This is a genomic window from Bacillus sp. I-2, assembly GCF_001974945.1.
Taxonomy (GTDB): domain Bacteria; phylum Bacillota; class Bacilli; order Bacillales; family Bacillaceae; genus Bacillus; species Bacillus safensis.
Genome location: NZ_LZRW01000011.1, coordinates 369,303 through 392,207, shown reverse-complemented (window position 1 = coordinate 392,207; position 22,905 = coordinate 369,303). Strand labels below are relative to the sequence as shown.

Below are 22,905 nucleotides of genomic sequence, written 5' to 3'. Positions count from 1 at the left end.
ATCATATGACCTCCTTTCCTATAAGCGTACAAGATTTCAAAGCCAATTCCAAGAAGTAGTTACTTTCTTCATAAAGATTTAACTTTTTATATATGGAGGCAACATCAGGAGCTAGAGCCTCTATATCAACATATGCTTTTCTTTCTTCCAAAAGACATAGCCCTTTCTTGATGTCCTCATAGCTTTCCCGTGGTGTTGTATAACATTTCTCAAGGATATTGAATTTCAAAATAAAGTTTGTGTTTTGCTGTTCTTTAGAGAAGCTTTTCCCCTCAGCAACCCAACTTATTGCCTGATCCAACTGATTTGATTTGTAGCTTGATCTTGCAAATTCATACGCACATTGTAAGTATGAAACAGGAGCTGACTGTTTTAGATCATCTGCGGAAATTGCTTTGTTGAAATATTCAATTGCTTCTATATGGTGGTCATCCTGAATTTTGAGAAATCCCAAATCATAATAAGCCAACGCTAACAATCTCTTATCATTTTTTTCAATCAGTCTATCGACACAATCCAAAAGAATTCGTTCAGCTTTGTCTAGTCTACCGTCATCAATCAAATTCAGCGCCAACAACATATTACAGTTTATGGTCTGTATGCTGTAGCCTTCATGACCTTTGTAGATGTCCTTTGCTGTTTGTAGATGATGGTGAGAAAGGAGTGTGACCTTATTAAAATAGTAGAGTGTACCAATTTTATAATGGAACTCAGCCTTTTCAATTTCATCATGTACCTTGTCTAATTGTCTCTCAGCTACTCTGAATAGGACTAGAGCTTCTGAATAGTTATTCTTTGCACTCTCATACATACCTTTGAAAAGATAAAAGTAAAACCTTAGCATGTCATCTGTCTTGATTCTTTCACTTTCTGTTATTGTTGGTTGCCCCACTAAATCCTCCATAAGTACCTTAAATCTGTAATCAAGAATATTGAAATAGAGTAAAACATCTTGATTTTCTTCCATTTCGCCTAACATTTCTTGAATCTCATCCCTCAGCTCTACTGCTTGTGAAACTTCCCTCTTTTTAATATGTAAATACCATTTGTTGAGCGTGTTTGCTACATCTATAGAAGAAATCAAATTCGACATCCTATTACCCCCTTGCTATCATTTCCTTTGTATAATTTTAACATGATATTTACAACATATGTAAAGTCAAGACGTTCATTTTAAAAATTTTCGGTATCCCGCAAAATGCAAAAATACTTATTTATAAAAGATATGTTTTATGTTGAGTGCATTAAAAGAGGAACGACATGCCAGTAGAGAATTAAACATAGGTATCCTGTAACACAAGAAGTAACAGAGTTTTCTAAAGGATATAATACAAAGAAGAAGTGATATTGAAGTTAGTAGCGTAGAAACAAATTTAAAACATTTTCTTTAGAATTCTCTTTTGAACATAGATTTACATCTCGTTTTTTTCTTTTGTGAATATAATTTGACCAAATTCCCCCCTGAAATCAATGGCCCCAAGGGGGTTTTTTTGTTATTACTGAGACATATACTAATCGCGTTCCCATGGGTATTTTCCGTTCAATATTTTTTGATACCCTTCTAAATCTTCCACAAGTATGGCCTGTCTTTATATACCCTAGATATTCACTAATTCCACACTTACATTTGAATTCAGGAACTCAGATCCTCTACTTTCATAGCCAGATGCTCCGAAACATTCACAACTTCGGGCATTTCATGGTTTCCTAAAAATTTAATAATTTGTTGTAAAATTTCTATTAGCTCTTCACTTTTTGGCATTCGTTTTTGGTTTTGCAAAAGAAGAGAATCAATACTCGAAGCTATTTCATATAGAGTAAGTTCATCTTTAACACTTGGAATATAGTCCCTTAGCTTTTTGAAAAACCACTCAATATCATTTATTTCTAACATTGGAAAACATTCTAGTTTATATATGTCATACGTATGAGGCTCATCCATTTTTAAAATGGCTTCGAATTCCTCTTTACTCAAATAAACTTCAGGAAGCTCATATTCAACCTCTGTTGCTTCCTCATCAACAGTGTACTCAACTGTATAAAGCCTCTCAACGAATTCATCAAAGGAATCAGCTAATTTAAAGTCTTCTTCCATCTCAACATCAAAATAATGAATTGCAGGATTCTCTTTCGTTTTTCGATAATCCATCGCTACCCAAGTATGGCCATCCCCGTTAATCAAAACAAGCCCTTCTGGCAGCTCCCACTCTTTTATTAAATAGGCACTATCCATAATCCCCTCATCTTCTGCAGTTCCCAAAAGATGATTAAATTGAATATGATCCTCAGCCCATGAATTAGAGTGAGTGGTTGGAAAAGCATTATGAATGGTATAACCACCATTCTGTTCTAATATGAGCTTTTTATATGTATCTGGCAAAGTGACACCAAGTTTCTTTTCAGCCTTAGATATTTCTGCTTCGCTGATCTTTTTTAACGTATAGTAACCTTCCTCGTCTATTTCCCAAAAAGATTTCAATGTAGTATTTCCTCCTAATGTCACAAACTTTTAACGTGAACAAAAATTCGACCAAGGTGTCTAGTGCAAAAAAGCAATTTCTAAGTCAGAAGTTACTCTTTTTAATCTTCATCTTCAGGATCTTCGTCTGCACCCAATATCAAATTCTCGTCTGTAAAATACATTTCATAAAGTGTACGCTCTGTTACTTCTCCTTTTTTAATTCGTTGGTTCAGAATAAACATTAAATCTATAGGTTCACGCTCATAATAAATGCTGTCGCCTTCTTCGAAATGAAGAATAGGCTTGTTTAAGTAAGCATAAGTTTTCGGTTTTGTAAAGTACGTCCACTCCACTTGAGGATGGTTTCTTCTAATAACTTCTGCATAATAAATCCCTATATCCATTGCTATTGCATAGTCCACTTTTGCAATTTCAATTGGATTAGCCAACAAGCTCTTTTTTTCATCTTCATAAATAAAATCAGGATATTGCCTTAATTCTTCTAATTCTTTACCAATCTCTTCTTCTGATAGTTCATAAATCTCCACCTGAGATAAAAACCAACTATAGATATCTATAAGTGATTCGGGAGTGAAATTAAAATCCACCTCTCCATTAGTAACATTTTTCAAAACTTCAATCCGTAGTGGTATCTGATTAACAAACCAATCAAACAGAATTTTAGTCTCTTTTTTTGATAAAGTTTCAAAGGATTCCATTATAATTGGTGGTTCCATTAATACATACTCCATTAAATTCCCCCCTCATATTGTAAATATTTTCGAATATTGGCTATACTGCTCTAACTCAGTTGCATTTTATGGTTTGCTTGCTCAATTCTACCAGTATTTGTACTTATAATGAAGTAATACTACTTTAATATCAATCAATTCAATTTTTTAATCGGAAATCTTTAACCACTTGTTTCCTTACAAGAATGAGAAGTTCGTACAACCTATATTTGATACATCGATCCAAATTATTTGCATCTTGTGGACCTAGACATCCCTACAGCTGCGGCCATTTCTTTTGCGACAGCTTCATCAATTTGTTTTTTTGCGGATCAGGCTGATCTTCGCCTTCCCCCTTTTCAAGGTCATCCAGACGTTTTACGACTGGTGCGATTGTTTCATCTAGCATCTTTTGCAGATCTTCTTTGTTCACTTCTTTTTCCTCCTTCTCTTCCGCTTGACTCAACAGATTGTCGATAGCGGCTCTGGCATTTTTCAATTCAGTTAAGTTAGCAGCTGAAAACTTTCTACCTGCTTTTGCGACTTCTTCAGTTGGATCAGTTTGGATCCCAGCCAATTCATCAGTAAGCAAAATCTCTTGTGTGATTTCCACAAAATCTTGCAGTGCTGACCTAACCTTGTCAGGATCGGTTTCTAAACTATCGTCGTAAGAATCCCATTTATACAAAACGGAATACAGTCATCTTGTGCCGCCCAAAACTTACGACGCATGCGGCCTTTGTCGTATCGGTTCTTTACTTCTCCTTTTGATAAAAAGAAGTTTTTGAGCAAAGAAAAAAGCCCCTTCTCTTCAGAAGCTGGCTCACGCTCTTGCTTACCTATATCCGCTGTTCCGGCCATAGAATATCCGGTGATCTCACCCTTTTGAATCTGTTCCCAGATTTCATCAGATGCTTTTGTCACAAGGACCCACGAGCCTTTCCTGATTACTTCATCGCCCATTTTAAAATCGGAAGGAGCGATATAAGATTCAACGACTTCACCGACACCGCCTTGGAAATCATGCTGCTTGTCGATCTCACGTGCATCCTTCAAGAATCCGTGAGCCGCTTTTTCGATCTCTTCTGGTGTCATGTAATCTCCATGCGCATCTTCCACATGAGGCTCATATACAATACCATACACAAGACGCTGCGCATCATCAACCTTTGCAATGACCTTGATCTCTTTTGAAAGTCATTTTCTTTTTCTGACTTAACGAAAAAAAACTGCTTTTGGTTAGCAGCTTTGTCTACGTATGAAACGTGTGTGATTTTTGCGTTTATCAATTCGCGTGGCAATTCATTCACCTCCTTTCAAAAGAAAAAACTGTCTTTCAATCAGACAGTTCCTTCACCACTATTATAATACTCTCCACTGATTTCTTTTAGGGACCTAATTAATTTAAATACTATTGATAAATACCTAATAGCATCATCAGAATCAAGAGATACTGCATCTGGGTTTTTAACAAGATCATTCCTTAAATGCCAAGACCCGAGAATGCTATTTGCCATCGGAGTTGATATATAGTTATTAAGAAGAAGATATTTTACTATCTGCGGTATATCATCCATTGTCTCCTTGTTTAACCTAACTAGTGCATATCTTAGTTCCTTCTCGAGTTCTAACCAAGCTGAATAAGCAGCTTGCTCAGGCGATTTTTTTGCCAAATCCTCATAAATTTTATATTCGATTTCATGTTCATCAGTTTCAGCTTCGGTATCATGTTCATTCATGTTATATAGATTTTCTTCATTATTTTGACTGGTTTTGATTTCTTTACTTACTTGTTCAAGATTAATTAAATCTTCCTTAAACTCAACTTGTACAATATCTTTATATTTAAAGCTCAACAAGCCACCAACTTTATTAAGAATACCGCTTAATGGCTCTTTAAAAATAATAATCACTATAACCCAAACTAAAGGCCAAACCATAGAATCTATAATTTTAGAAAAGAATTCCAACCAATTCATAAATTCCCCTCACTCCCAAAGTAATGCAGAATTCACACTATTAAAACCCCATATTTATAAGTGTTTATCTCTTCTCAAAAAACATTTCTAATAATTTATACTAATCCCGTATTATTCAATTTTGCCCTCCGTGGATTTATCATTACTTATATTTAAAGCTAGGTTTGCCAAAGTTTCTTGTCTTTTGTGTTCATCACTTATTTGAGAGATTAGAAAGTTGCTGAAATAAAAATGATGTGTATTAACAATTCTATTATGAAACTGAGTTAAAGATTTAATCGAATTGGTGTGCATTTTCAAGTAAATAGCTCCAATAAAATTAGAGAGTATTCCTGCAAGTGTACCGGTTGCAGCTACTATTATTTTGTTTTGTGAATCACCTAATATATTACTTGATATTAAATACATTGTTATTCCTAAAAATATAAAACCTAAAACAATACAACAAATCCCAACCCAAAACACAAAAGAGTTTTGCCTTAGATTAAGATCATAATATCTTTTCAATTGTAAATCATGTTGTTTGAATAGGATCTCACTCCTATTTATCGTGGGATCATCACTCTGTAACAAGTCAATTTCCCTATCAATATCATGCATCATTGTGATGAATCGTTGATTTGGTATTATATATGGTATTACAATCAGGGCGATACCTGCTAAAGAACAAATTAAGATCATCACATTACTAGTTTCCGTTCTAATAAATGAGAAAAAAACTAAACTAAAAACTATATAGCATAGTCCACCTAAAAAAAACACAGCTTTCTTATATTTTACCCTAAGTTTTAATGAGGTCTTTTCTCTCTCAAGGCGGTTAATATCGGGTTTTGTATCATTACTCATTGTGTCTCCAGAATTTATTGGATTATCCATTTTAATAACCTCTTTATTTTTAATATAATATAAAGATATCACAAAAATGAATGATTATATAATAAATTTTAGCATTACATACATTAATTTCATGTTAAATAATTCTCTCTTCTAATCTCTTCTTTTTCCTCAGCTGACAATCCTAGAATAACAGGATCAACCACAGGACCAACCGCACAATGACAATTTACTCGCTCTTTTGGCGTGAGCTGTGTATCTCTCGGAAACATGCACCGCTCTCCGCTGCCTGGTATCTCAAATTCTTCATCGAGAGGGATGATAGTTCCATCCAGCTGCACATGACTTTCTCTCGACTGAAGCATTGATATTTTTTATCAGCTGATCGATCTTGCTCATTTGCGGATCTCCTCTAGTTCATCCCTAAGGTCTTTGAGGATAGATACCAATTCATTCTGAGAACCTGCTGACTTCTGAAAAACCGTATCAAGCTAGTTGATGCCTTTGGCTTCGCCTCAATTGGTCGGTGATATTCTTCCTCTGGCCATTCTTCAAGTGTCTTACCAAGAATACGGCCAGCCAGATCACGCAGGTCATTCGGTGAAACCGCTCCTGCTTGAATAAACGGTGTAAGAACCTTTGCGATTTCGAGCGGATCACGAAAGTCTGGACCATTTAATATGAGTCGCACATGCCATAGATCAAGATCAGGAAGAAAGAGTGTGTTGAGCTTGCCAGTGATGATCATTCTCTCCGGCTGAAATACCTGTTCTTCTGTCGTTTTTCGAGCGGTGTCAACTGTGGCCTTGTTATAATCCTGTGATTCGCCTGTGTAGATCGGCGGCAGACGGAAAGAAGTACGTATCTTGTTTCTCGTCTTCTCATCATATTCAAGGAACAGCGCATCCTCCTGAAGAATCTCGGCCAGTGATTTTATATCCACCTTTACATTCGCCGGCTCTTCATCGTTTGATATCTCATCCTTCTTCGGAATCCCTTCCACTTCGAGTAACAGGAATTTATGTGCATTGTCTGAGCCCTCGATGCCGTTCATGTATTCCTGTAGCTGTTCATATGAGGTTTCAGACAGCATCCCATTCTCTACAGTAATTGCAGCCGGCACATGCCGCCCCTGTTTAAAGTACAGATAGTTCAGCTCTTCAGCTTTGCGGGCTCCATACATATTGACGATGTTACCAATCCAACGAGGAACACCATATGTACCGCTGCCAATCTTGAAGTGAATGACTTCGCTTGCTACAAGATCAGAAGGGGTGTCTTCTCTGTATTCTCCCGTAGCAGCGTTCAATGTTCTTGGATCACCGTACTCCTTGAAGAATACTTTTTTAGTGTTGACCTGCTGCACATACTTCCTGAATCTCTTCTTTCGCTTCAATGATTTCACCTGACCGTTTTCTGTGTATCGGAAATTGACTTCAACGGGATCGTCCAATTTACAGACTCTCAAGTACTGTGCATCCAGATATTCAATGCCTGCAGGCTTTCCTGTACCTTCTCGAAGCACTTCCACAAATCCATTACCTGTTTTCTCTCGGTCTTCTATTACATAACCAAGAACCACTTCGGCTGACTCATCATAGTTCATATATCTAGCGAACTCTTCAAGTCTTGTCTATTCTTTCTCGGCTTCGTCTTTCTTTGCTTCTGGTGCATTCTCAGCGTTGAAATCAAAAACATATTCAATTCCTAAGCCGAAACCTAGAATATTCGTTTTATAAGCATCGATGCATTGCTGAAGAATGGTAGAATACTCGGCCATTTGTTTGAACTCTTTAATATTGTATGGCGGCTCGATCCATCATCTATCTCGTAATTAAATCCATCTTCATAAATCTGCTTAGTAATTTCTGACACATTGGCTTTCATCACTGTTGCTCTGACCGTTTTCATCAGCGTGACCTCCTTTCTCTGTTTGGGCGTGTCCGCTCTTTTGGTTTCTCTTTCAGGTCCGTTACCTCATAATCATCTAGCGCATACCAGATGGCTGATAAGGTATGGGGGTCAATCTTAAACTCGTCTTCTATGATGTTACCGTTCTTGTCTGTCTTGTATGTGAGCGGCTGAAGCTCATAGATCGTGTTTTTACATGAAGCGGAACATATGATTTTCTTGAACCGTTTGATCTTCTTGGTGTACTGTAAACGTGATCCTTGGAACTTGCGAGCGGCCACCATGTTGTATCCCATCTTCCTGAAGTATGCGATGGTTTTCGGTTCAGCTGCATCCGCTTTGATTAGCTCTTTTGTTTTGGCAAATTCGGTGAGCTCTTGAACAGTTTCATCATCGGTTGTGCCTTTTTGATAATACTCCCAATAGATGTATAGATATTTCTTCTCATGATCGACGGCCAGTCGGATCAAAGCGTTATATGACTCTACGAAACCAAAGTCCATTCCCGCTCTAAGCAAAGGCCGATTGATCTTTGAGATGGCCAGCATCACATCTTCATGTGGCTGTACCTCGAATTGAGGAAGAACAAGAATTCCGTTAATACCAAAATGACCTTTTCGGGCTATTCGATAAAGATCGGGATCGTATTCTTTTAATTCATCCAGCTGCTTAATATAGCTGACTGGAAGGAACAAGTTGTCTTCAGCTGTAGAATGATGATAGTACGTATCGTTGATAGCGATAGTACGTTCCTTGTATAGTGTCTCGTCATCAAGGGTGAAGCGGTTGTTCTGATCATCCTTAAAGAAATGTCTGTACGTCCAATTATCCTGCCCGACAGGGTTCGTTGATAAGATCATGTGCAGCTGCAGCGTCGGATGACGCAAACGACCAAGCAGTTCCTTGAACCCCTCGTACTTAACCTCAGAACACTCTTCAATCCAAATGATTGAGATGTTGTTGATCGACTTCAGCTTGGCAGGCCTGTCCAGACCTTTGAAGATGATCCGGCTGCCGTTATGGAATTTCAGCATGAGCGGTGATGTTCTACACTGGATCACATGATCGAGTCCAAGATCATTCACGATCTCTTCAAACAGCGAAAAGGTTGAATCCCTGTGTGTGTCATAGACTTCACGAATCACAAGGGCTGTCCTCTTTTCATCCAGTAACCATGCCGCTTTTTCCATGATTTTATGGTGTTGATCGACACCCCGTATTTCTCGGCAAGGTACTTGTATTTCATACCTTTGACGTAATCTTTCTGCGCCTGAATGTGCTTTTCTGCCATTTACATTCACCTGCCACCCCCTTCTGATTCGTGTTTGTTTTGGGATTTTTATTTTCTCTAAACTGCCGCCGCACTCTACCTTTAAGCCGATGCTTGATGTAAAGATTCACCGGAAGCAGTTTACAGGGAACAAAAAAACGCCCTCCAATGGAAAGCGCTTCTAAATATTTCTTATGAATCAAATTCTTCGGGTAAATCCTCTCTGCGGAGGGATTCCCATTCTGTAATAATCTTTTGATCTTCTATGTCATGAGAAAGAATAGTAACTATCTCAAATTTCTTAACCTTATCAAGATATTCTCTCCCTGTTTCACACAACCATTTTTTTATGTCAATATCCTTTAATCCACAAGGAGCATTTACAATAGCAGTCCCAGATACTCTTAATTCCAATAAACAGTTTCCGTTTTTATTGAAATAGACACCCTCATAATCACCGTTTCTTGGGCTTTCCTCACATTTGACTTTTTGTCGCTCAGCTTCTTCTCGACGAAGTTTTTCTTCTTCATCTCTTTGACGTACAATTGCTTTCTGCTGAGGACTATAGTTCCTCATATCATATCTATAACCCATAGTATCACCTCCCCCCCACTTTATATCGGCAATAAATGAGCATATAGAACTATTCGCAAAATTTGTCGAACGAAAAAGCGACCTCTCTTTTGGGAAAGCGCTTGGATATATTCTTTATAAACCGGGCCTACAATCAGCGGTCTCCTTTTAAAGCCGATTGTTTATTTCGAGATTCACCAGGAACTATTTACAGAAAATACAAAAAACACCTAAATAGTGATGCCTTTTATTATTAGATTGTCATGAGTCATCACTTGAATTACTTTGTTTTTGAAACATATTTACTCTATCCATAAAATATTCTAGATTCCTATCAAAATAGTGATAATTTATTAGCATAATCATTATTAGAGTACCGTTACATATTTCAAGTATTATTGTTTTTACACTGAGTAAATTTAGATCTGTCCAACAGAGTATTATTATAGTTACAAATGACAGCATTAAACTGGTAAGCAATCCCCTTCTTGCATGCAGTTGTCCCAAACGATAACTGTATATGTTTTTGATTTCCTTACCGATTTTTTCCTCTTCAACAATTCGCTTGTCTATCTTAAACTCTCTATCAAAGTAAATTAGCCATTTTCTTTTTCTGTATTCAGGAACTACAAACCATAAAAACAAGCTAATCTGATGAATGATATGTCCTAAAATTATTCCTAGTGCTGCAGCCAGTGCTGTAAAGCCTACAAGCGAGAACCCTTTATACTTTAAAATATATGGTATGTATTCTGGTTCGTTTATCAAGTAAAACAGGGTTATAAATATCATAAATACCCATCCTGGTAATCCCCATCTTACTAAATATTTCGATTCAAAATTCAACTTAATCGCCTCCCACCTTATTATCGGTGAAAGAAAATGGTAATGAAATAATATGCGAAATTTGTTGAACGAAAATCGACCTCCGCAATAGAAGCCGCTCTCAAACAAAATAATTTGCAATTTTACGCAAAAAAACACCTTATCTTCTAAGGTGTTCGATACTTGTTTGTTAATTTTAAGAAACGTCTCTTGCTTTTCTTTTCAGATATTTCATCCATGCACTCTTGAAGTAATGTTATATATCTGTTCGCTTTTTTCAGTTTATTTGAATGAGTTATAGATTGATAAGCCCAAACTATAATAGCAGTATAAAAGGTCATTAATATAATTAATGTAGCTGTTCCTTCAGCGTCTGCCAAAGTGAGACCATAATTTAACGTACTTCCTAGAATAAAAGCCAAGATTGTAAAAAAAGCTGTAGTAAAATGACTCGAAGCTTTATGATTATCGATCCCTTCTTCTAGCCTGTCCAAAAGCATTTTAATTTTTTTACTATCATGATGCTTTTTAATTTTTTCTTTAAATGCTGTTTGTTCAGCAACACTTGCTTTATGCATATTCTTCCCAAAGCGTAGCAAATACATTGGCACGTTTCTTATCTGACCAAATGATGTAAATTCGTTAGTTTCGTTAATTTCATTCATAAGAATCACCTCCTAAACTTATATCGGAGGTGATTTGGAAATTTTCAGGTATTCAGTGCATTGATTTTATTTAATGTAAAATTCAGATGTGTAGAACGTACCAACAGTTTCAACATGGTTGCCATGTTTGTCGTAACGTTCTACATCAACTCTAAATCGATACGTACCTTTCTTGTTATCAAGTGATCCCTTGATGTCGAATTCATCGTACTGTTTCTCTGCTGGTTCAGCGGGTTAGGTGAATTCGTTTTTATTGTGACCCATTTCCCTGCAACTTTTCGTTGCGGTATAAGGTTTGGCCCACAAATGTAATCATTGTGATTTTGAATTACAACAACCACAACCTTGTCCTTTCCTAAAATGTGATTCGCTTTTTTTGGATTAGCAGATACACCAAATTTTGATGCCATGCTCGTCATCCCCTTTTTATATTTTTGCACTCCTATCCCTCGCCAAAGCACCTGCAGCCATACACCCAAAAGACGACTGTTCCCTTCAAATCAGCGTTTTCTTCGGATCCGGTCGCCTTTTCGTTGGTACGTTTCGCGTCTCGTTCCCATAATTTCTGCCCAATCTCGTGTCGTTATTGGATCAGCATCGTTGTCCTTCTTTCTATTAGAACCAGGAGCAATGCTTTGCTTTAATGACTCTTTAGAAATAGAATCCCTGATCTTCATGTTCATACTCTCCTTGCCGAATTAGCACCACCTTACGCTATTCACTTAAATAGATTTTGCAATGATGACTGCACTCCGAGAGGATGCCAAGTACAGTCAATCATCAAGTAAAATGAAAAAATGTCCTCGATACGGCTGCCGCAGACCAGCTGCTATCCAGGCTCAGAATGTCCCTCTCGTATGACCACATTCCTCAACACCTTTGTTCCATATCCAGACACCATTGATAAGGAAAAGGTGCGTCTCCCAATAAAAAAACGGACACCAATCAAGGCACTTAAAGTGCTCAATGATCAGCGTCCGCAGGTTCTTCCTTCTGGACAAAAATATTTTGTTTGTTTTGCTTGTCTCCATCATACGATGATCCACACAGGAAAAAGGTCCCCTTTTTGTCGGCTTTTTCTCGGCATTGCAAATAAAAAAAGTGCCCATAAACATGGACACTTTGGTTCTATTATTCCCAAAACGCATCGCCTTTAGAATCAATATACTTCTGAAGAAAAGTTTCAAAATCTACATCAAGCAGCCTATATTCTAAACCGTCTTCAAATAGATAAAGGTTGGAATTTCCCTTATTTATCATCAAGTAGCACCCTTCAAAAAGAGCAGCAATGGCTGTTCCATCAACCTGATCAAAAAAATCATTAGACAACTCAGATTCGATTTCTTCTAAACTGAAAATGTGTAATCCTCCACCCACCTTGTTCCCGAAAACTATGTCTTCAAATATTCTTGCGCCATTTTGTAGACATAAAAACTCTTTGAGATCGTCAGGCAATGCATGATGTTTCTTTTCAAATTGTTTTATATTTTCTTGATCGGCTGGAGCATTGAAGGTACAGCACTTTTCATAGACTTCACCGTCTACCGAGAATTTGATGATGTTCTTCTCATCTAATTGATTTTTAAGCTTTTCTAATATCTGCACGATCCTACCCAATCTTTCACCTTCTATCTATATCCTCTCCACCAAGTAGAAACCTCTTGTTGATGCAGCGTTCTTGTGAGTGCATATAAATTACCCATTTTATTATCTCCACCATATTCTAAAGGAATAACATGGTGAATGTCTAAACCAGACCAATCCCATTTTTTAGAATCTCCGTATTTACTAATATACATCTGATATATTTATTTCGGATGTCCTTATCTCTCTTTACTCTATCTTCAGGCTTATACCATTTCATATTTGCTTTTGTTGGTGATGGTAATGATTTACCACTATGATTTCTCATCAATCCCTTGAAGTAAACACAATTGTTCAGATTTCATCCTACCACTCCTTGAAAGTTCATATTGAAATTTTCTTATAATCTATCTAACTCTGAAAATCGTTCGTATTTTACAAAAATACCCTTGAATTTTTTATAAAATATAGGATAATTAAGGATGTCAAAATAAACTAGGGAGTGTTTTAAATGAGATTAAAGAAAGTTATAACTTGTTCCGCATTATCCTTTGCTTTACTGGTTTCTGGATCTCCTGCATTCGCTTCAACTTCTAATGCAGACAGCAACATGAGTCAAAAGATTATAACTCCTCAAGTTGAGCTGAAAACTATTCATCTAAAAGCCAATACACAAAAAGAATCTATCATTTGTCTCTTTCCTCCTAAAAGATGCAAAAGAGGGTGATGGTACTCGGACAGGCAAATATCAAGGTTGGTATTAAAAATGAGATACGCCTATCTCACTTTTAATTAGCTAACTTTAAAATTTATAATTGCCATCACTATGCCTGTTTTAATAATTCCAGAATCATTAGCAATTAACTTATTTTTGACTGTTTCCTGCAGGTGGAAGCCTCCTGCTATTTTATTTTGTGTGAATTTGAGTAATTTAACTTTGTAAATTGGCCATCACGTGTAGTGATTTCCCTTTTCCCATAAATAGATGCTTCAGCTAAAAACGCTTGGTTGGAATCGCCATCTAGAATAATGACTTTCACTTCTCCTTTGGTCATAAAGTTATTAATGGAGATGGTTGAATTTGTAACTTTGTAAGGATTATTCATGCGCACAAGTCTCCTTCTGTAAATTTGTTTTTCATCTGATATTCCTCTTCCTTTCCTAATTAGACACTCTGTATTTGCAAATATAGCGGACAATATCGCTCCACTTGGACTTCGTACCAATCATTTCAGCAAGGTTTTGAATACTTTTTCTGAGACCTTCGTTGAAAAGTTTTAAAGACGCCTTTTTTGTGGGTGAATTGTGGGTGATGGCTTCTTCATTTTGAAATATTAGAAACACCCACAAAAACAAAAACCCCCTGAAACCAATGGCTCCAAGGGGTTTTATTTATTAATACTGAGACATATACTGATCGCGTTCCCATGGGTGTACTTGGGTGCGGAACATAATTTATTATTTAATATATATAATTTATATCTTCTTAACCCTATTAAATCAACGTTTTGACAGATAGAACCCTCATCTTAACTCATCTTAAATTATCCATCGGTGGTCAAATGGTGGTCAATTTGGTGGTCAAAATCACATTGAAATTAACCCCATTGATTTACTGATTATTGATCCATTTTAATAAGAATTCTTTGGTTTGGGCAACAGGATAATACCACTTGTTCCCTATCTTTCTTTTTGGGAAATCTTTATCAAAGAAAAACTCTTTTTGCATAGTGTTCATACACATACTTGTCTGATATTCTAGCTCCTTGGTATTCCAAAACAGTTTTTCATTGTCGAGCTTATTTAAGTGTTTCTCCAATTCATCTATGTAAAGTTTTCTAACTTCTTCTTCATCAATTTTGATGTTTAACATTTAATTCCTACTTTCATTTTTTATTTTAAATATAACAAATTTATAAATTAAAGAACGACGAATAAGGTGTTGGCATCATGCCTCACCCTTTTTTATAAACTTTATTAGTATTGAATTAAAACAGCAGACAGGTACCATCTCCCTGTCTGCAATTAGGCTTGATCAACTTCTAAATGAAGTACTTAATTTATTCAAAATCTGTTTAATTTTATCGGTATTCCGAATCTACAGTATAAAGATATTCCTCATCTTTATTGATCTTTATAGATGCTATTGTATAATCTTGATTTTCATAATCATCTATGTATATTTCAATCTCAACTGGGAGCTCTATTTCGTCCGAATATTCTTTTTCTTCGTATTCAACGTAGAGGTACATCTTTTCCTCGGAATCGTACGGAGACATCGTAGGGTCTATTTCACTTGTTACAATAGTAAAGTTAAATATAACATTAATAACAACTGTAATCTTGTTATCTTCTAGTTCTAAAACCAATGGTTCTTCTTCGAAATCTCCTGCCCCTTCAACGCTAAATTCTTTCAGTTCTACATCTTCTACATCATAAACATTTATATTGAATGAGAAACTTTTATCATTGATGGTATCATTTATTGACTCAATGAACACGTCTATTTGTTCATCAAAAAGCTTTTGAGCAAGTTGATATTTCACTTCGTCCTGTTGATTGATAAAATCAAGAACTGCTTCCAATGATTCTATATAATATAAATCTTGTTTATCATCACAAAAATCTCTGAGGTCTTTGTCACCGCTAACTACATAAAGTATCTCATCTTTATTTTCAAACAGTTCCAGAAGAGAATAAAGCGCATAAGCGTCTGGGAATTCATTTTTCTTTTTAGAACTAAAAGGAGGCTTTTCGTTAAAATAACTTTCAAAAATATGGTTCGTGTAAGTGCCGCTTATTTCCACCTCATTTACATTTATATCATCTAAAAATTTGTGGAAAGCCCTTAAAATTTCAATTTCTGCATCATTTATTGTTCGACGATCCCAAATTGGTTTATAGATATTATAATTTATCAATACTTTTGCGTTATCTTTAATAGCATTAATATATTCACGAGAAGCTTGAATTTCCCTTTTTATGTGATCCTCTATTTCTTTTATAGTTATAGGTGTTATAAATAGTTCCACAAGACCTTCATCTATAAATCTTTTCAATCTCAACAAATCTTTATTAGAAAAATTAAAGTTTATGGCTTTATATACCTGTGTGTCTAAAAAAATATTGAGCAACTATTTGCCTCCTTTCATTAAAAAAAATGATTTTATTCGAAAAACTTTTGTCTCTCTTTCAATCTTCTATTCTCTTCCTCTAATTCTGCAATGTACTGTTCATACTGTTGATTTTGCGATTGTCTTACACCAGTTATTTTATTGAAGATAGCATACATGTAAACAAACATAACTGGCACACCCATTATTGGCCCGAATAGGATGAATACCAACCAAACTGCGAAACCACCGCCAAAAATAATCATATTTAAATTCATCTCTACACCCCTTTATCATAAGGACTATTTTATCATACGATTAATCGCTACTCACCAGTTTTTTTCATTTATTTTCCTTTGTTTACCCCTAAATAAGAGAATGATGACCGTCATAGTGTTCCTATTATAGCGTGTCGGTTAGGACTACTCCCTTTAACCCAATATCACGCGATTTTCTTCCATCATTAGTCTTGACTTGTCGTTTGCTTTTTGGCTTGATAGCAGGTTGAAAGCAATGGACAACTGGACAAGTTGTCTGCCTGAATTTGCTTGTAAAAAAATAAACAAACTCAGACAGGCGACTGACTAACTTGATAGTGTATCAAGCTTATGGTATCCGTATGTGTCACCCTATTTGCCGTTGGTTATTCCCCAAACAAGCCTACTGTGTCAAGTGTCCCTAACAGTTTCTCAACCCTCAAGTTTGAGTTTTGATACTTGTGGCTTGTCCTGCATCGTCAGAAACGATACACCCATCCTTCGTACAGCACTTAATGGCAGCTTTCGCCTTTCAGATACATGTGCAAATAGGGAAGCACAGCGGTATCCTATCCTCATTTATCGCATCGGCTGAGTCACTACCCTTTCAAGTTTAACGTGTGTTAGCGCATTCCACGACAGTCTTACCCTTAAAAAAGGCATCACTAAAGACAACACCTTGATCCAGGAGTATAGACTGATTCTATTTAGTTAGGTGAGGTAAACTTTACTTACCTCACAAAATCCACGACCTATGTTTAAGTGAGGTCGTAGAGTGACCTATTGAATACAGATTAAAAATAAGTTAGAATGGGCTGGTATCATGGGATTTGTACCAACCCATCAGATTAGATAGTGCGCCAACACTTTTCTAATCAGCTAGAAATGACGATCATGAGCAATAGGAATATCCCTATTAAGCTCATGATTGTTACAAACAGTAACTCATCTATGAACCTTCTAAACAGCTTCCCCATTAATTTAACCCCACTACAGCTAACTCACCACTATTATCCACTGCAGATAACTCATCACGACCATAAATATCAAGCATGTTATACTCATCATCAGCGACTCCATATTGATCATTGCTATGTACTTCTTCAATTGTTCCTAGCCCGTATAAGGTTAATACTCTTTGTCCTACAGATAGCTTCCAGTTTGGATTCACATTGTTTAACATGTTCATTTCCCCTTTGTAATTGGTTTAGTTGGATCAAGTATGATGCAATCAAATTCCGTTTCTTGATTCTTCGGTTCTAATATCCTCAAATCGGTTAAGACTTCCCAAAGCGTGATTTGCTTCAATAGATGCGTAACGACCTCAGCAAGCGTTTCTAAGTCTGCGTATGGAACGTTTCTTCCTATATACCAGATAGTTCTCTCATCGTAGTAACCGTCAGTTCGTTGAGTGATTTCAGCTAAAACAATCTGGTCATCACACTCCCCTACTGCATAGCCGTCTTTAACGATGATCGCTGAGTAAAGATTGTTGATTTCTTGTGTGTTGAATTCGGTTTGAACGATTGTGATATGGTTCATTTAATCATCTCCTCCGACTTCGTTTTGATGTTGACTTAATCATAAACCCACTTCAAATAGAAGTCAACTTTATTTTGAAGTCATTTTTAAGAAAAAGCCAGTTTTTGATTTTATTTTTTGTTATAATCAAAGAGGAGGTGAAACTGTTGACTAAAATTGTTAAAACAAGATTGAAAGAAATATTAGATGAACGTGGCTTATCAATTAGAGGTTTCGCCTTCGGAAATGACCTTAGCTTCGAAACTGTCAGAAGGCTTTACAATAACACTGCTAAACAATACCAACGTGAAACACTGGGCAACATTTGCGAAGCCTTGGATATAAAAATTGAGGATTTACTTTACATTGCAGAAGATGATTCTGATGACTCTTAAGCAAAAGTTTTGCTTTTTATTTTTTGAAATTTGTTAAACAAAACAATTGCAATTGGTGATACAAATAAATTAGAGGTAAGCAAAATGGACGAAAAATTATTCAAGTTGATTGAACAATTGGCTGCGGACGTATCAACCATTAAACAAGATGTGAAAGAAATTAAATCCAGAATCACCAAGCTGGAAGAAAATGAGCAGTATTATAATTGGTCAGAGGTGAAGCTATATGGCTGAAGCCGAACAAATTCTAAAAACTATTCAAGGACTTTCAACACAATTAAAAGAAATTGAATGCAATATTGTTGAATTCAGTGATGAAGTAAAGAGTGAATTCAATCAAATAAATAAAAAATTAGATAGACAAATAGCCACTTACATTAATGTGTAGGTGGTTTTTTGCACAAAAAAAGAGCCACATAAGCAGCTCAATTTATTTCAATATGTTTTTTGTTTCTGATGCACCAACAATCCTAATATTTTTATACGCTTGGAACAATGCTTTAATTTCATCATTAGTCGGCTCTATCGTTCTAATTTCTTTAATTTTTTCTTTAGCTTCTTTAAGTGTAGGTGATGCTTTTTCCATCTTCAGTCTAGCAATATAGTCACTGAATTCATCTATCTCATCATTTCTCCAGCCTTGTCTAAGATAGACAATATCAGTATTAATCTCTTCTGGTGCAAGTTTATCGTATAGTTTAACGACTGCACTCGTCAATAAAGCTTGTTGTGTAATAATGTCATGAATATCATTTCCAGCCATTATTTATCTCTCCTTTTATGCTATCCATTTTAGTGCTTGAACTACCCAAAAAGAAATACTCTCAGATGTTGTCTCAGACAGTTTTCCAGCCCTTAACGCTCTGTAAACAGCATCTTTAACAGATTTCCAAACGAGTTTATCCCATTTTAAAAGCTCCTTTAATCCTGGTTCAACATATTTATTCCATCTGATTTCTACGGATCGAGCTGTTTTCTTATTGCTGAAGAACTCAATGCCTTTAAATAACTTGTGCTTATTGTTTAGGGCTAATTTAATTGCTTCTTTTATTGCCTTAGTTTGACCAGCCTTTGTTTGAATATCGCCATCGAGCTTCTTATTTATTCCTTGAAATTCAGGCATTGCAACTAGAAGCGTCAATTCAAGATCCTTAATATCTTGTTTTGTTTGCCCTGGATATTCATTGCTAGACGATTCTTCTGCAAAAGCGTTAGCTGGGAATACACTAACTAATAAAGCTAAAACTAATAATCTAATTAACCACCTTGTACCAAATTTCATCACTCATCCTCCTATGTAAACACTTCACTGTAAAGTATATCTGGTTATTTTTTACACAGTAAATAGGGAAAAGTCATTGTTTTATTCAGGGGTATTAAGTAGTGAATTCCCATCATTTACATATAGACCTCCTCCTCTATTCTTCTTATTATTAATTTTAGAAATTCAATTAGAGGAGTTTTATTGTGGTCAAAACTAATAGAGAAAATTGGAAGGAAATCTTTGAACATACCAAGAAGAATACGACAGAGATATTAACTTTCCCTGGAAAACCCTACTCAATAGCAGTCTTTCCTCAAGTATATGGAACACTGACAGAAGAGCAATTCTATCAAGAATTAGCAAATATAATCATAAAAGAAGCACGTATGAAATGTCCTGCAAATGAAAGTGATCAAAATGCTTGAATTGACCAAAGAAAATTGGAGAGAAGTGTTTGAACATTCTCAACAAAATATCAGCAGAATAATTTCGCCCCCTGACAAACCATATTCTATAGCAATATTTCCTCAAGTATACGGAAATGCTGTTTCAAAAGAAGAATTCTATAAAGAAATTGCAGGCATAATAATTGAAGAAGCACGTATAGAATATGAGTTTAAAGAGGGTGATGAATATGAACGAACAACACGAAAACAAACCAAAGAAGAAAAAAGAATCGATTGAAAACTATAAGATTGTTATAGATTTAACTGAAGAAGAAATTGAAGAACACGTAGATGAAATAATGAAGTCAGAAGAATTCTATAAAGTATTCGAAAGCATTATGTTTAAATATAATTTAGTCTAAATAAACAAATCAGTCCTCTCGATTTTTCAAGAGGACTATTTATTTACTCTTTTGTTTTATCCCCAGGCTTCCCATAAATACTTCACATTTGGTTTATTGCCTCGTAAAAGATTATCAGCTCCCGTTTTAAACAAGTTTATACCTATGCTTCCATATGCATCTGTACCGCCCACCAGAATCAAGTTTCCATTTGTTAATTGATTTATATACCCGAAAGAATTCAAGATTACATGTAAGCTGCTATCCTCAAAAGAAGTCGAATAGATTTTAACCGTTTTAGGAGTAAAACTTAAATTAATCTGTCTCGCTATTGTTCCATCTCCTATGTATTCTCCACTCATGTAATTAACTTTGTTTAGGACATCGGTTTTTAACACATACTCAGTAGCTTCTAAGCCGCCGAGCTTCATTGCATTACCTGAAATAGATGCCGAAATCACACCGTTGTCATCTCTAACAGGGATGGTATTAGGTGCTTCATGTGCAGCAGTGATTACTCCATTCAATGAGTCTGCACTTCCTGCAGATTGTACAATCCATTGTTCTCCGTCATATAGTTCAGACTTATTGTTCGCAGGATCAATCCAAATAGTACCTACATCTGGATTTGTGGGCTTTTCACTTGTAGAAATCTGATACAATCCATTAACTTTTCCTTTAACCTCAACGGTAGTAGATGGCCTATACGGATTCTCACTTGGCGTTTGAGGTTGAACAATATCGGATAACAAAACACCATTGGAACTAATTGAGGTTTCAACATTTCTGTATGCTTGTACCCCAAAGGTGAAATATTTTGTGGGAACTTGTGAAGTAAATGTAGCAATTCGCTTATCATATCTAACAGAAATTCGTTGCTCCTTGGCTAACGAAGCACCAAACAAGTAGGTGTCTGAAGATGTATCAGGATAACAATGTACAATGAAACCGTCTATATTGTATTTATCTTCATCAGACGTTGGGTAATCCCACGATACAGAGATATCGACAGAACCATTTTCATTTACTTTGTGCGATATGGATTTCACTCCTATGGTTGGAGGAGAAGGAGGAATTGAAATGCGGTCATTACGTGCGTTGTAATTCGTGGCCAATTTATCATAATCAATCTTACGAGTGTTGAATTCTGTAGATGCTTTATCAGCCTTATAAAACAATTGAATGAAGTCATCCTCTTCTTTAGCCTTTTTTCCATTTGTGATAGTAATTGATATAGATGAATCATCAAAATTTAAGCTCATACCTGCCAAAGTTGCTCTATATTCAGTTCCGAACTCTTTGTTTTGAATTCTTACTATGTCACCTAATGAAATCCTATCCCAATAATCTTTTTCACTCACTGCATTATAGAGATTGACTATATTTGTCTTAATGTCGATAGGAGGAGATTTTCGTTTCTCTAACTCTTCTAAGCTTTTTTCGTATAGCTCAGTTTCATCAAAAATGTTGTCGTTAGCCCACTCATCTTCAAGTATAAATTTGGACAACTCATTGGACTTATCTTCGCCAAGAAAGTTGCTCATATCTAGTCGTTTTCTAAGCTGCTCAATTTGACTATTTAATGCGGAAATCTCAGAAATAGTTTTATCGATTTCTTTCTTTTTTGTATCAACTTCTTTTTGCTTCGCATCTCTTTGCTTTATTAAATCTTTAGTGTCTCCGTCAGTCTCTTTAACCACTTCAATCCGATCCAAAATTTGTTGCAACTCAAGGTTTTTAAGAACGAATAACTCATTCTCTTGAGCAGTCTTTTTGGCTTCGATTTTCTTTTTGTCATCCAACATTGTTTTAAACTTTTTTGATTCTTTGTCGACAAGTTCATTGTAGTCTAACAAAGCATGACAAAGCTCATTTCTCATGTATGCACTTCTCTTCAAAACATTTCTATTATCGTCACGTTGAAAAGGAGATAAAAAGAAACTGAAATCATCAAGATACCCTTGCCCTGTTGGATTTATAGAATTGATAACAATGCCGTCTTTCCCAGTTACATGAAGCCTTGTCACGACTTCATCCATGCTTCGTGTGTCCGACATATCAATCATAAAGTTATGAGATGAAATCTTAACACCTTTGAATTTAGATATGTTGTTTTTTTCAAAGAAGGATACTCTATCATTAATAGTGTCATATACAGGTACAGCGTCAAATGTTTCGCATATATTCCTTAGAAAATCGAATCTTGATGTAATTGATCCAATGGAGAAAGACCTTCTTTTTTCATTAAGAGTGCTTTCAATTTCTCCAACTGTCCAACCAGTTCCCTTAAGACAAACCTCACCGATTTCCTGGAGGTTCTTAGATATACCTTCATATTGTCTAATTTTAGGTTTGTTTAACATGTAAGGAGTGAGCTGGCAATTAACCTGGATCTCAGATTTTTCTTGAGTTGTCGAATCAGTAATACCATCTATTACATAATATTCAGTTCGATTTAAGAAAGTGGCCTTAATCAAGTACCATTCCCTGATAAGTTGAGCAACATGGTTTGGTTTAATTTCATCACCATATCTAGCTTTTAGAGGGATATTAAATGTTAGATCATTAATGGTCGCATGATTTAGGTTGGCTGAAGCATTCGAGAAATCAACAATATTTGCGATCTTCTTTTTATTTGTTCTACATAGCTCTAATTTAAGCGTACCTGGCTTGAAAGTGAATTCTCCTAGATTCATCTTTTATCTATTACAACTCCTTTAGATTGTAAAAAAAAG

The 22,905-nt window shown here is 35.8% G+C and carries 27 protein-coding genes and 5 pseudogenes; 6 read left to right on the top strand and 26 right to left on the bottom strand.

The window, feature by feature from the left end; all coding sequences use genetic code 11:
* Position 1: 1 nt before the first annotated feature.
* From BAE31_RS05425 to BAE31_RS05350, 17 genes and pseudogenes are all read right to left on the bottom strand, one after another.
* Positions 2-1,093, bottom strand: a complete 1,092-nt coding sequence (locus tag BAE31_RS05425) for a Rap family tetratricopeptide repeat protein (protein ID WP_076839693.1) — start codon at positions 1,091-1,093, stop codon at positions 2-4.
* Positions 1,094-1,633: 540 nt separating this feature from the next.
* Positions 1,634-2,479, bottom strand: coding sequence for an SMI1/KNR4 family protein (locus BAE31_RS05420; RefSeq protein WP_076839692.1), 846 nt, complete (start codon positions 2,477-2,479; stop codon positions 1,634-1,636).
* Between the two features lie 101 nt (positions 2,480-2,580).
* The gene (locus BAE31_RS05415; protein WP_076839690.1) at positions 2,581-3,213 is read right to left on the bottom strand and encodes a hypothetical protein; all 633 of its coding nucleotides are present in this window, start codon (positions 3,211-3,213) and stop codon (positions 2,581-2,583) included.
* 256 nt (positions 3,214-3,469) lie between these two features.
* On the bottom strand, positions 3,470-3,880 hold the full coding sequence (locus BAE31_RS05410; protein WP_076839688.1) for a hypothetical protein: 411 nt from the start codon (positions 3,878-3,880) through the stop codon (positions 3,470-3,472).
* Between the two features lie 20 nt (positions 3,881-3,900).
* Positions 3,901-4,493 (bottom strand): annotated as a pseudogene (locus BAE31_RS05405) (XkdF-like putative serine protease domain-containing protein); the annotation flags it as partial.
* A 39-nt stretch (positions 4,494-4,532) separates the two neighbouring features.
* A complete protein-coding gene (locus BAE31_RS05400) occupies positions 4,533-5,171 on the bottom strand; it encodes a hypothetical protein (protein ID WP_076839686.1) in 639 nt (212 codons plus the stop codon).
* Positions 5,172-5,282: 111 nt separating this feature from the next.
* Entirely contained in the window at positions 5,283-6,047 is a 765-nt protein-coding gene (locus BAE31_RS05395) for a TRADD-N-associated membrane domain-containing protein (RefSeq protein WP_076839685.1), read from the bottom strand.
* Between the two features lie 89 nt (positions 6,048-6,136).
* A pseudogene (locus BAE31_RS05390) lies at positions 6,137-6,358 on the bottom strand (hypothetical protein); the annotation flags it as partial.
* Positions 6,359-6,400: 42 nt separating this feature from the next.
* Positions 6,401-7,916: pseudogene (locus BAE31_RS05385) on the bottom strand (phage portal protein).
* A pseudogene (locus tag BAE31_RS05380) lies at positions 7,916-9,088 on the bottom strand (PBSX family phage terminase large subunit); the annotation flags it as partial. The pseudogenes BAE31_RS05385 and BAE31_RS05380, both read right to left, overlap by 1 nt.
* Positions 9,061-9,207: pseudogene (locus BAE31_RS19895) on the bottom strand (phage terminase small subunit); the annotation flags it as partial. The pseudogenes BAE31_RS05380 and BAE31_RS19895, both read right to left, overlap by 28 nt.
* Positions 9,208-9,378: 171 nt before the next feature.
* Positions 9,379-9,780: a hypothetical protein gene (locus BAE31_RS05375; RefSeq protein ID WP_076839683.1), complete on the bottom strand. Its 402-nt coding sequence runs from the start codon at positions 9,778-9,780 to the stop codon at positions 9,379-9,381.
* A gap of 240 nt (positions 9,781-10,020) precedes the next feature.
* On the bottom strand, positions 10,021-10,605 hold the full coding sequence (locus BAE31_RS05370) for a BA5345 family protein (protein ID WP_076839681.1): 585 nt from the start codon (positions 10,603-10,605) through the stop codon (positions 10,021-10,023).
* A 146-nt stretch (positions 10,606-10,751) separates the two neighbouring features.
* On the bottom strand, positions 10,752-11,249 hold the full coding sequence (locus BAE31_RS05365) for a hypothetical protein (RefSeq protein WP_206761797.1): 498 nt from the start codon (positions 11,247-11,249) through the stop codon (positions 10,752-10,754).
* Positions 11,250-11,389: 140 nt separating this feature from the next.
* On the bottom strand, positions 11,390-11,659 hold the full coding sequence (locus BAE31_RS05360) for a hypothetical protein (RefSeq protein ID WP_242056702.1): 270 nt from the start codon (positions 11,657-11,659) through the stop codon (positions 11,390-11,392).
* A 90-nt stretch (positions 11,660-11,749) separates the two neighbouring features.
* On the bottom strand, positions 11,750-11,926 hold the full coding sequence (locus BAE31_RS19595) for a hypothetical protein (protein WP_170871274.1): 177 nt from the start codon (positions 11,924-11,926) through the stop codon (positions 11,750-11,752).
* A gap of 454 nt (positions 11,927-12,380) precedes the next feature.
* Positions 12,381-12,866, bottom strand: a complete 486-nt coding sequence (locus BAE31_RS05350; RefSeq protein WP_076839679.1) for an SMI1/KNR4 family protein — start codon at positions 12,864-12,866, stop codon at positions 12,381-12,383.
* Between the two features lie 478 nt (positions 12,867-13,344).
* On the opposite strand from BAE31_RS05350, the gene BAE31_RS05345 reads away from it, so the two are divergent.
* The gene (locus tag BAE31_RS05345) at positions 13,345-13,560 is read left to right on the top strand and encodes a hypothetical protein (protein ID WP_242056701.1); all 216 of its coding nucleotides are present in this window, start codon (positions 13,345-13,347) and stop codon (positions 13,558-13,560) included.
* 175 nt (positions 13,561-13,735) lie between these two features.
* On the opposite strand, the gene BAE31_RS05340 is transcribed toward BAE31_RS05345, so the two are convergent.
* The 6 genes from BAE31_RS05340 to BAE31_RS05310 all read right to left on the bottom strand — a co-directional run bounded on the left by BAE31_RS05340 (position 13,736) and on the right by BAE31_RS05310 (position 17,745).
* A complete protein-coding gene (locus BAE31_RS05340) occupies positions 13,736-13,939 on the bottom strand; it encodes an XtrA/YqaO family protein (protein WP_076839677.1) in 204 nt (67 codons plus the stop codon).
* Between the two features lie 506 nt (positions 13,940-14,445).
* A complete protein-coding gene (locus BAE31_RS05330; protein WP_008343967.1) occupies positions 14,446-14,706 on the bottom strand; it encodes a hypothetical protein in 261 nt (86 codons plus the stop codon).
* Between the two features lie 208 nt (positions 14,707-14,914).
* A complete protein-coding gene (locus BAE31_RS05325) occupies positions 14,915-15,967 on the bottom strand; it encodes a PIN domain-containing protein (RefSeq protein ID WP_076839674.1) in 1,053 nt (350 codons plus the stop codon).
* A 32-nt stretch (positions 15,968-15,999) separates the two neighbouring features.
* Positions 16,000-16,224, bottom strand: coding sequence for a mediator of RNA polymerase II transcription subunit 21 (locus BAE31_RS05320; RefSeq protein ID WP_076839673.1), 225 nt, complete (start codon positions 16,222-16,224; stop codon positions 16,000-16,002).
* Positions 16,225-17,179: 955 nt separating this feature from the next.
* Positions 17,180-17,386, bottom strand: a complete 207-nt coding sequence (locus tag BAE31_RS05315; RefSeq protein WP_076839671.1) for a hypothetical protein — start codon at positions 17,384-17,386, stop codon at positions 17,180-17,182.
* A 2-nt stretch (positions 17,387-17,388) separates the two neighbouring features.
* Positions 17,389-17,745, bottom strand: a complete 357-nt coding sequence (locus tag BAE31_RS05310; protein WP_076839670.1) for a hypothetical protein — start codon at positions 17,743-17,745, stop codon at positions 17,389-17,391.
* A gap of 146 nt (positions 17,746-17,891) precedes the next feature.
* On the opposite strand from BAE31_RS05310, the gene BAE31_RS05305 reads away from it, so the two are divergent.
* From BAE31_RS05305 to BAE31_RS19585, 3 genes are all read left to right on the top strand, one after another.
* Positions 17,892-18,119 carry a helix-turn-helix domain-containing protein gene (locus BAE31_RS05305; RefSeq protein WP_083703972.1) on the top strand — a complete coding sequence of 76 codons (228 nt, stop codon included), beginning with the start codon at positions 17,892-17,894 and terminating at the stop codon, positions 18,117-18,119.
* Between the two features lie 84 nt (positions 18,120-18,203).
* Entirely contained in the window at positions 18,204-18,353 is a 150-nt protein-coding gene (locus BAE31_RS19590; protein ID WP_170871273.1) for a hypothetical protein, read from the top strand.
* A complete protein-coding gene (locus BAE31_RS19585; protein ID WP_170871272.1) occupies positions 18,346-18,507 on the top strand; it encodes a hypothetical protein in 162 nt (53 codons plus the stop codon). The genes BAE31_RS19590 and BAE31_RS19585 overlap by 8 nt, the downstream gene beginning before the upstream one ends.
* Positions 18,508-18,549: 42 nt before the next feature.
* Here the strand turns inward: BAE31_RS19585 and BAE31_RS05300 are convergent, their stop codons facing one another.
* Both BAE31_RS05300 and BAE31_RS05295 read right to left on the bottom strand, forming a co-directional pair.
* Complete coding sequence (locus BAE31_RS05300) at positions 18,550-18,882, bottom strand: hypothetical protein (RefSeq protein WP_076839668.1); 333 nt, start codon at positions 18,880-18,882, stop codon at positions 18,550-18,552.
* Positions 18,883-18,897: 15 nt separating this feature from the next.
* On the bottom strand, positions 18,898-19,401 hold the full coding sequence (locus BAE31_RS05295; protein WP_076839666.1) for a hypothetical protein: 504 nt from the start codon (positions 19,399-19,401) through the stop codon (positions 18,898-18,900).
* 185 nt (positions 19,402-19,586) lie between these two features.
* On the opposite strand from BAE31_RS05295, the gene BAE31_RS05290 reads away from it, so the two are divergent.
* Together BAE31_RS05290 and BAE31_RS05285 are read left to right on the top strand one after the other, a co-directional pair.
* Positions 19,587-19,808, top strand: a complete 222-nt coding sequence (locus BAE31_RS05290; protein WP_076839665.1) for a hypothetical protein — start codon at positions 19,587-19,589, stop codon at positions 19,806-19,808.
* Entirely contained in the window at positions 19,786-20,067 is a 282-nt protein-coding gene (locus BAE31_RS05285) for a hypothetical protein (RefSeq protein WP_076839663.1), read from the top strand. Before BAE31_RS05290 ends, BAE31_RS05285 begins: the two co-directional genes overlap by 23 nt.
* A 180-nt stretch (positions 20,068-20,247) precedes the next feature.
* On the opposite strand, the gene BAE31_RS05280 is transcribed toward BAE31_RS05285, so the two are convergent.
* The gene (locus BAE31_RS05280) at positions 20,248-22,866 is read right to left on the bottom strand and encodes a DUF7359 domain-containing protein (RefSeq protein ID WP_076839661.1); all 2,619 of its coding nucleotides are present in this window, start codon (positions 22,864-22,866) and stop codon (positions 20,248-20,250) included.
* Between the last annotated feature and the right edge of the window lie 39 nt (positions 22,867-22,905).